The organism is Streptomyces sp. NPDC051563, from assembly GCF_044454225.1.
Taxonomy (GTDB): Bacteria; Actinomycetota; Actinomycetes; order Streptomycetales; family Streptomycetaceae; genus Streptomyces.
Window position 1 is genome coordinate 423,927 of record NZ_JBITDL010000002.1, and the last position, 8,884, is coordinate 432,810.

Here is an 8,884-nt window from a genome sequence, read left to right on the forward strand (position 1 = left end):
ACCGCCGGTGCAGGGTGGCGCCTAGCTGGTGGTGAGACGGACCCGGAGCGGGGAGCCGACGCGCAGGCCCCAGGCGGCCATGGCTCCGGCCTCCGCCTCCAGGACGTGGCGGGCGCGCAGCCGGGGGAGGCCGAGGCGGCCGGGGGCCATGGTGGTCAGCGCGATGACGGTCAGCCGGCGGTCGAGGTGGGCCACGTCGATGGCGAAGCGCATCCGGAAGGTGTGCACGCTCGACGCCGGGGTCAGGAGCATCGCCCCCTCGATCCCGTCCCGCCCGAGCAGCCCCCGGGTGCGGGCCCGGTAGGACGCGGCCACCTCCACGGGCACCTCCAGCGGCACCTCCGGCTGCGCCTCCCCGGGCTCGCCGGGCGCCGAGGGCGCCCCGGCCCGGTCGACGTAGAGCGTGGCCGGGCCGTCGTGCCAGCGTTCCCTGTTCCCCATGTCGCCCACCCTAGGGTCCGGCCACCCCCGGTGGCCGGGCTTCGGCGTCAAGCCGGCGCACCCGAGGGGGTCCCCCGGGGGAGGGACGGCCGCGGGGTGCGCCGTACGGGTCTGCGCCGGGCCCCGCAAGGGCTGTGGGGGCCGTTGCGGCTCTGCGGAGCGCTCCCGGGTGGCTGCGGAGGGTAATCGTGGCGCGGTGATGCGCGCAGCACGCTTTACGAAGGGTTATGGTGGAACCCCCCCCCTCGGGCCGGTCCGTATCCCCCCCACGGACCGGCCCGTTTTTCGTCTCCGCGCAGTGTCGCGGGGACGTCGGGCAAAGCCGCAGGTCAGCCCTGCTGGGCCCAGATGTTGGCGCCGGGGGTGGACACCGCGAAGGAGTCGATCTCCTTCAGCTCCTGCTCCGACAGCGCCGCGCCGGACAGGGCGGCCACGTTCTCCTCGAGCTGCTTGACGCTCGACGCGCCGATCAGCGCCGAGGTCATCCGCTCGTCCCGCAGCACCCAGTTCAGGGCGAGCTGGGCCAGCGTCTGCCCGCGCCGCGCGGCGATCTCGTTCAGTCCGTTCAGCCGGCGCACGACCTCTTCCGACAGCAGGTCCGGGTTGAGGGACTTGCCCTGGGTGGCCCGCGAGCCCTCCGGGATGCCCTTGAGGTACTTCCCGGTCAGCAGGCCCTGCGCGAGCGGCACGAAGGAGATGCAGCCCATGCCGGCCTCCTCCAGGGTGTCGAGCAGGCCGTCCTCCTCCGTCCAGCGGTTGATCATGGAGTACGAGGGCTGGTGGATGAGGGGGCGCACGCCCATCTCGCGCAGCAGCCGGGCCGCCTCGGCCGTCTGCTCCGCGGTGTACGAGGACACGCCCACGTAGAGCGCCTTGCCCTGCTGGACCGCGGACGCCAGCGCGCCCATCGTCTCCTCCAGCGGGGTCTCCGGGTCGAAGCGGTGCGAGTAGAAGATGTCGACGTAGTCGACGCCCATCCGCTTCAGGGAGGCGTCCAGCGAGCCGAGCAGGTACTTGCGGCTGCCCCACTCCCCGTACGGCCCCTCGTGCATGAGGTAGCCGGCCTTGGTGGAGAGGACCAGCTCCTCGCGGTGGGACGCGAAGTCCTGCGCGAAGATCTTTCCGAAGTTCAGCTCGGCCGAGCCGGGGGGCGGGCCGTAGTTGTTCGCCAGGTCGAAGTGGGTGACGCCGAGGTCGAAGGCCCGGCGCAGGATGGCCCGCTGGGACCCGAGGGACGCGTCGTCGCCGAAGTTGTGCCAGAGGCCGAGGGAGATGGCGGGGAGCTTGAGGCCGCTGCGGCCGGTGCGCCGGTACTCCATGGAGTCGTAGCGCGAGGGCTCTGCCCGATAGCGATTGTTTTCAGTCACGTTGTCCTCCCTATCACGGACTTGTGACAAGGCCGAGTTGGATGCCGGATCCCGTCGCGCAGTAATGTGGCGGTCTGTGGACTCGGGGGGGACCACCGCATTCCGCATGGGGGTATCGCTCGGAGGGGCTGGAAGATCGTGAAGCTGCGCGACCTGGTACGCCGTCCTGTGTACAGGCTCTACGCACGCCGGGTGGAAGGCCGCATCGACCATGACGAGACGCCCAAGCACATCGGCGTGATCCTCGACGGGAACCGGCGCTGGGCCAAGGCCTCCGGGGGCACGACGGTCCAGGGCCACCAGGCCGGCGCGGACAAGATCTCCGAGATGCTGGGCTGGTGCACCGAGACGGACGTCGAGGTCGTCACCCTGTGGATGCTCTCCACGGACAACCTGGACCGGCCCGAGGTCGAGCTCCGCCCGCTGCTCAACATCATCGAGAACACCGTCCGGGGCCTCGCCGCCGACGGCCGCTGGCGCGTCCACCACGTCGGCAACCTGGACATCCTGCCCGCCGGCACCCAGAGCGTCCTGAAGGAGGCCGAGGAGGCCACCCGCACCGTCGACGGGATACTCGTCAACGTCGCCGTCGGCTACGGCGGCCGCCAGGAGATCGCCGACGCGGTCCGCTCGCTCCTGCTGGAGCACGCCTCGAAGGGCACCTCCTTCGAGGAGCTCGCCGAGATCCTCGACATCGAGCACATCGCGGAGCACCTCTACACGCGCGGCCAGCCCGACCCCGACCTGGTGATCCGCACCAGCGGGGAGCAGCGGCTGTCCGGATTCATGCTCTGGCAGAGCGCGCACTCCGAGTACTACTTCTGCGAGGTTTTCTGGCCGGCCTTCCGCAAGGTCGACTTCCTGCGCGCCCTGCGCGACTACGCCGCCCGCCACCGGCGCTACGGCAGCTGATTCCGCGCGGCAGGCCCTCCTAAGGCGTCTGACCTGCGGTTTTCTGATACCCCCTCGGCACCTCGCGGCGCGCCCGGACCCCTCCGTGGCGCGCCGTCCCCGTGTTCCCGTCCGTCCGTGGCGCCTCCCGGGACCCTCCGCGCGAGGCCTTCACCAGGGATTCACCGAGCGTCCGTCATATGCCATGGCATGGCTGGACCCATTCGGGGAATATCCCTTGCAGGTCGACGCCCGATCCACGGGTGTCGAGTCTCAGCGGACGGCATGGGGTCGTCCGCCCGGGAGGCCCTTTGCACCAGGACGCACGTGCGGTTCGCACGGACGGAGTGGAGGGCCGGAAGTCGGCCCGCGCAGGGGTGCCGATGACCGGTCCGGTCTTCATGGCCCGACCTCTTCCGAGGGGGTACGTCCTTCCGTGGTGACCAGCACAAAGAGCCGCCTGCCCGACAGGCGGACCTACGTCCTCGACACCAGCGTCCTGCTGGCAGACCCCAACGCGATCTCCCGGTTCGACGAGCACGAGGTCGTGCTCCCGATCGTGGTGATCACCGAGCTGGAGGCAAAGAGGCACCATCCCGAACTCGGTTACTTCGCCCGTCAGGCCCTGCGCCTTCTCGACGAGTTCCGGGTGCTCCACGGACGCCTCGACGCACCCATCCCGCTGGGCGATCTGGGCGGCACCCTGCGCGTCGAGCTCAACCACTCCGACCAGAGCGTCCTGCCCGCGGGCTTCAGGCTGGGGGACAACGATTCGCGGATCCTCGCGGTCGCGCGCAACCTCCAGGCCGAGGGCTACGACGTCACGGTCGTCTCGAAGGATCTCCCGCTGCGTATCAAGGCCTCCTCCGTGGGGCTGATGGCCGAGGAGTACCGCGCCGAGCTCGCCATCACCGATGCCGGCTGGACCGGCATGACGGAGCTGGCGCTCTCCGGGGAACAGGTGGACCTCCTCTTCTCCGAGGAGCGGCTCTACGTACCGGAGGCCGCGGAACTTCCCGTGCACACCGGTCTGGTCCTCCAGTCGGAGCGCGGCAAGGCGCTCGGCCGGGTCACGGCCGACGGCAACGTGAAGCTCGTACGGGGCGACCGCGAGGCCTTCGGGCTGCACGGCCGCAGCGCCGAGCAGCGGATCGCGCTCGACCTCCTGCTTGACCCCGAGATCGGGATCATCTCGATGGGCGGCCGGGCCGGCACCGGAAAGTCGGCGCTGGCGCTGTGCGCGGGTCTGGAGGCCGTACTGGAGCGGAGGCAGCATCAGAAGGTGATGGTCTTCCGGCCGCTGTACGCGGTCGGCGGCCAGGACCTCGGCTACCTCCCCGGGGACGCCAACGAGAAGATGAGCCCCTGGGCCCAGGCGGTGTTCGACACCCTCTCGGCGGTCGCCGGGCGCGCGGTCATCGAGGAGGTGCTCAACCGCGGAATGCTGGAGGTCCTGCCGCTCACGCACATCCGCGGCCGCTCGCTGCACGACGCGTTCGTGATCGTGGACGAGGCGCAGTCGCTGGAGCGCAACGTCCTGCTGACCGTTCTGTCCCGCATCGGGGCCAATTCGCGGGTGGTCCTCACCCACGACGTGGCCCAGCGGGACAACCTGCGGGTCGGCCGGTACGACGGAGTCGTCGCCGTGGTCGAGAAGCTGAAGGGGCATCCGCTCTTCGCGCACATCACGCTGACCCGGTCCGAGCGCTCCCCGATCGCCGCGCTGGTCACCGAGATGCTGGAGACCCTGTAGGGCCGGCCGACGGTCCGTAGGGCCGCAAAACAGCTAAAACGCGCATAGCGGGAAGGTGAGTTAGCGCCGCCCGGCAAAGGCCAGAGAGCCTAGCCGGGCGGCGCGCCCGTGCACAGGGGTTTGCCGAAAGCGAGGGCGGCATGCCAGGTGTGACCTTTCCCACGCAACGGAGAATTGCCCTGCGGCGTCGAGGTCCGGCAGAGTCTGTTTTCCGTCAGGCCCCGCATACGGCACACCTGTATCTCCCGTGAGATGCGCGCAGTACCGCTAACTCCACAATCGATCGCCGTATGCCGCCCGGAGCATCACGCGGCACTCCCGCAAGGGAGTTGCCCACGGGCCCGCGCCTCCAGTGACCGAACCACCACGGAGGCCAGTGTCGAGGGCACTATTGCGCCCGCGCGGTCACTGCGGATGTGCTGCTGGAAGGAAACCGTGTGAGCCGGATCTCGGTTCGGGGATTCGCTGTGGCTTCGGCCACCGCTGTCACCACCGTCGGCGCCGTCGTGGGTGTCGCCACTGGCGACCCCGCCTCGAACGACCTCGAGACGACCGCGTCGGGGACGACCCTCCTCGCGGAAATCCCGGTCGGCGACCAGGCGCAGGTCCAGAACGCGTCCCTGACGCAGCAGGCCGACTCCATCGCCCACGCGGCCGACACCGACGCCAAGCGCTCGGCGGAGGAAGCGGCCCGCATCCAGGCCGCCCAGGACGCCAAGTCGAAGAAGGCCGAGGCGCAGAAGGCCGAAGACCAGAAGGCCGCCGAGGAGAAGGCGAAGAAGGAGCGCGAGGAGCAGGAACAGGTCGCGAGCCGTTCCGCCTCCCGCGACGGATCCTCCTTCGCCCCCCAGGCCTCCTACACGGTCGCCCAGGTCAAGGCGATCGCCCAGCAGATGGTCCCGGCGGGGCAGTTCCAGTGCTTCTCCAAGATCATCAACCAGGAATCCACCTGGAACTACCAGGCCGTGAACAAGTCCTCGGGCGCCTACGGCCTCGTCCAGGCCCTGCCCGGCTCGAAGATGGCCTCGGCCGGCGCCGACTGGCGCACCAACCCCGCCACCCAGATCGAGTGGGGTCTGAACTACATGAACAGCCGCTACGGCAGCCCGTGCGCAGCCTGGAACTTCCACATCGCCAACGGCTGGTACTAGTCGCAGAAGTCGCCGGTACGAGAGCGCGCCCGCGCGCCTCAACCCCGAGGAGCCCCGCACCGTCCTACGGTGCGGGGCTCCACGCGTGTACGGTCTTTCGAGGCGTGCCCCGGCGCACGGTCCACGGCGGGGGAAAGGGAACGACATGGCGAAGACAGGCTGGCTCGGCCGGCTCGGCAAGAGGCTGAGCGACGTGGAGGACCGGCTCGCGGAACGGCGCGCCGAGGTCGAGGCCGAGACCTCCGGTGATCTGCCGCTGCGTCATTCCGGTGCGGGGGCCGGTACCGGACCGGGCGGCGGCGCGGACGCCGGCGCGTCCCCGGCCGCCGCTGCCCCGCCGCCCGTAGCTCCCTCCCCGCCCTCCGCGGCCCCGGGCGGCGGACACACCGGCTACGCCACCCCGCTGCGCCCCGACCCGGTGTCCGTCATCCCGTGGGGCGTGCGCGTCGCCGCCGAGGCGAGCTGGCGGCTGCTGCTGCTCGCCGGGATGCTCTGGGTCCTGATGAAGGTGATCAGCGAAGTACGCCTGGTCGTCCTCGCCTTCGCCGCCGCCCTCCTGGTCACCGCGCTGCTCCAGCCCTTCGTGGTCCGGCTGCGCCGGCTCGGGGTGCCCCGGGGCCTGGCCACGGCCCTCACCGCGATCCTCGGGTTCGTGGTCATCGGGCTGGTCGGCTGGTTCGTGGTCTGGCAGGTCATGGACAACCTCGACGACCTCTCCGCCCGGCTGCGCGAAGGCATCAACGACCTCAAACTCGCCGCGCTGGACAGCCCGTTCCACGTGACCGAGAAGCAGATCAACGAGATCGCCAAGAACCTCAGCGAGACCATCGGCACCAACACCGAGCAGATCACCTCCGCCGGCCTGCAAGGCGTCACGGTCCTCGTCGAAGTGCTGACGGGCATGCTGCTCGCGATGTTCTCCACGCTCTTCCTGCTCTACGACGGCAAGCGCATCTGGACCTGGTCCACGGGCCTGCTCCCGGCCGCCGCCCGCCCCGGCGTCGCCGGCGCCGGTCCGCGCGCCTGGCGCACCCTGACCGCGTACGTGCGCGGCACGGTCCTCGTGGCCCTCATCGACGCCGTGTTCATCGGCCTCGGCCTGTACTTCCTCGACGTGACGATGGCCGTGCCGCTCGCCGTGTTCATCTTCCTGTTCGCCTTCATCCCGCTCGTCGGCGCGGTGATCTCCGGCGCCCTCGCCGTGGTGGTGGCCCTGGTGACCCAGGGGCCGTTCACCGCGCTGATGGTGCTGCTGGTGGTGCTGGCCGTGCAGCAGATCGAGGGCCACGTGCTCCAGCCCTTCATCCTGGGCCGGGCGGTACGGGTCCACCCGCTCGCGGTGGTGCTCTCGGTGGCGGCCGGCGGCCTGGTCGCCGGCATCGGCGGAGCGGTGGTCGCCGTTCCGCTGGTGGCCGTCACCAACACCGTGGTCGGCTACCTGCGGGCCTACTCGCGCGAACAGCTCCACCACGGGCTCTCCCCGGTCGGCCCCGGGCCGCACGGTGCGACGGCCCTCGGCCGGACGGCATCCGAGGCGGAGGAGACACGTACGGGTGATAACGGAGCCTGAGTTCGACGGCGGCTCGTCCGGTCTGCCGCTCCCGGAGCCACTGGAGGGCCCGGAGGGGCCAGGGGGGCCAGGGGGGCCACAGGGCTACGGCGGGTCCCCGTACGGCCGCCCCTGGCGGTGGGCGCTCGGCGGGGCCCTCCTCGCCTCCGCGCTCTGGGCGGGCGCCTGGTGGGCCGCGACCCCGCAGGACCACAGCCCGCCCCTGCGGTACGCGCTGCCGCAGAGCCTGTGCGACGCGGCGAAGCTGCCCGCGGTGGCCCGGCTCGCGGAGAACAGCGGCTGGGAGTACACCCCGAGGCTGTGGGAGCACCCGGGCGTGGACCGGACGATGTGCATGCTGCGCACCCCGCCCGTCGACTCGGAGGGGCCCGAACGGTGGCTCGCGTACGAGGCGCAGGTCTCGATGGAGCAGCACAAACGCACCGACCCCGCAGCGGAGTTCGGCGCGGATCCCGGAGCGGTGGGCTGGATCGGCCTGGGCAGACCGGACCTGCGCTCGGTGCCGGGGCTCGGCGAGCGCGCGCTGATATCCGAGACGGAGTACGGGAGCGGGTGGCGGCTCACCGTGCTCGACGGGGGCACGGTGTTCACCATGGACGTGTCGGTGTGGTCGGTCGGCGAGGGCGAGCCCGGCCCTGACGCGCCGGCCCCGGAAGAACCGCCGAAGCCCGATTCCGACGCGGTCCAGGCTGCGATGATCGACGACATGCACGGCCTGATGAAGGCGCTGCGCAGGTAGCCGCGGCAGCCACGGGGGCGTGGGGCGCGGGTGCGGGGCGTGGGGGACGGGGGACACGGGGATGATCGGCGAGCCCGAGATCGACGGGGACTGGTACGCGGCGAGCGGGTCCGAGGCGACCGCGGAGGCCCTCCCGGGCGGACCCGGGCGTGAGCGCGTACGGCGGGCCCGCCCGCCGTGGCTGTGGGCGCTGGGCGGGGTGCTGGCGGCCTCGGCGGTGTGGGCGGGCACGCTGGCCGTCCTGGACCGGGTCCCGGACGTTCCGCGCCTCGCCTACCGGCATTCCCCGGACCTGTGCAAGGAGTTCGACCTCAAGACGGTCGCCCGGACCGCCGGCCGGGAGTTCGAGGGACGCCAGAACGGCGAGGCCTCGTACCCCGCGCAGGACTGGTCGTACTGCTCGATCTCCACGCCGTACCAGGAGGAGACCGTGATGTACGGGGCCCAGGCGCTGGTCGAGCTGCACAAGGAGCACGACCCGGCGGCGGAGTTCGCCACCGGCCCCGGGACGGACCCGTCGACCCGGATCGACATCGGGGAGCGCCAGGAGGTGCAGGGCCTCGGCGGCCGGGCGGTGCTCGACCGGTACTACGCGCGCGGCGGCTCGCGGCTCATGGTGCTCGACGGAGGGGCGGTCTTCACCCTCACCGTGCAGTGGTTCCAGCCGAAGGACGGTACGCCCGGCAGCATCGACGAGAACGCGATGGACGCGGCGATGATCGAGGACATGCGGACCCTGATGACGAAGCTGAAGGGCTAAAGGTTGTTTCAGAAGGTCCGTCTTATGCAGGCCGGAGTGGTGATTGACCTGCTGTTTCACCGTGTCATGGCGAGGTTGTGCATGGTGGCGATGGCTTGGACGGCGTGGTGGAGGCCGTCTCGTTTCTGGCGGCAGTCGCGGAGGATCTTCCAGTTCTTCATGCGGGCGAAGGTGTGCTCGACGCGGGCTCGGACCCTTCGGTGTTCGGCGTT

9 protein-coding genes are annotated in these 8,884 nt (G+C 71.0%); 6 read left to right on the forward strand and 3 right to left on the reverse strand.

Going from position 1 to position 8,884, the window contains the following annotated elements:
* Positions 1–21: 21 nt before the first annotated feature.
* Positions 22–441: a DUF192 domain-containing protein gene (locus tag ACIA8F_RS04200; RefSeq protein WP_399376609.1), complete on the reverse strand. Its 420-nt coding sequence runs from the start codon at positions 439–441 to the stop codon at positions 22–24.
* Positions 442–770: 329 nt separating this feature from the next.
* Entirely contained in the window at positions 771–1,808 is a 1,038-nt protein-coding gene (mgrA, locus tag ACIA8F_RS04205) for an L-glyceraldehyde 3-phosphate reductase (protein WP_399376610.1), read from the reverse strand.
* Positions 1,809–1,946: 138 nt separating this feature from the next.
* Here mgrA and ACIA8F_RS04210 point away from each other — a divergent pair, with 138 nt between their 5' ends.
* The 6 genes from ACIA8F_RS04210 (at position 1,947) to ACIA8F_RS04235 (ending at position 8,672) form a co-directional block, all read left to right on the forward strand.
* The gene (locus ACIA8F_RS04210) at positions 1,947–2,720 is read left to right on the forward strand and encodes an isoprenyl transferase (RefSeq protein WP_399376611.1); all 774 of its coding nucleotides are present in this window, start codon (positions 1,947–1,949) and stop codon (positions 2,718–2,720) included.
* 415 nt (positions 2,721–3,135) lie between these two features.
* A complete protein-coding gene (locus ACIA8F_RS04215) occupies positions 3,136–4,452 on the forward strand; it encodes a PhoH family protein (protein ID WP_399376613.1) in 1,317 nt (438 codons plus the stop codon).
* Positions 4,453–4,871: 419 nt separating this feature from the next.
* The gene (locus ACIA8F_RS04220; RefSeq protein ID WP_399376648.1) at positions 4,872–5,603 is read left to right on the forward strand and encodes a transglycosylase SLT domain-containing protein; all 732 of its coding nucleotides are present in this window, start codon (positions 4,872–4,874) and stop codon (positions 5,601–5,603) included.
* Between the two features lie 145 nt (positions 5,604–5,748).
* Positions 5,749–7,173, forward strand: a complete 1,425-nt coding sequence (locus ACIA8F_RS04225) for an AI-2E family transporter (protein ID WP_399376614.1) — start codon at positions 5,749–5,751, stop codon at positions 7,171–7,173.
* Entirely contained in the window at positions 7,157–7,912 is a 756-nt protein-coding gene (locus ACIA8F_RS04230; RefSeq protein ID WP_399376615.1) for a hypothetical protein, read from the forward strand. Before ACIA8F_RS04225 ends, ACIA8F_RS04230 begins: the two co-directional genes overlap by 17 nt.
* A 61-nt stretch (positions 7,913–7,973) precedes the next feature.
* Positions 7,974–8,672 (forward strand): hypothetical protein, encoded by a 699-nt coding sequence (locus ACIA8F_RS04235; protein ID WP_399376616.1) that lies wholly within the window; start codon positions 7,974–7,976, stop codon positions 8,670–8,672.
* 56 nt (positions 8,673–8,728) lie between these two features.
* Here the strand turns inward: ACIA8F_RS04235 and ACIA8F_RS04240 are convergent.
* A partial coding sequence (locus tag ACIA8F_RS04240) for a transposase (RefSeq protein WP_399376649.1) occupies positions 8,729–8,884 on the reverse strand: 156 nt, incomplete at its 5' end.

Coding starts and splice junctions, on each gene's coding strand:
- ACIA8F_RS04200 (WP_399376609.1), bottom strand. CDS start 441: ATGGGGAACAGGGAACGCTGGCACGACGGCCCGGCCACGCTCTACGTC.
- ACIA8F_RS04235 (WP_399376616.1), top strand. CDS start 7,974: ATGATCGGCGAGCCCGAGATCGACGGGGACTGGTACGCGGCGAGCGGG.
- ACIA8F_RS04225 (WP_399376614.1), top strand. CDS start 5,749: ATGGCGAAGACAGGCTGGCTCGGCCGGCTCGGCAAGAGGCTGAGCGAC.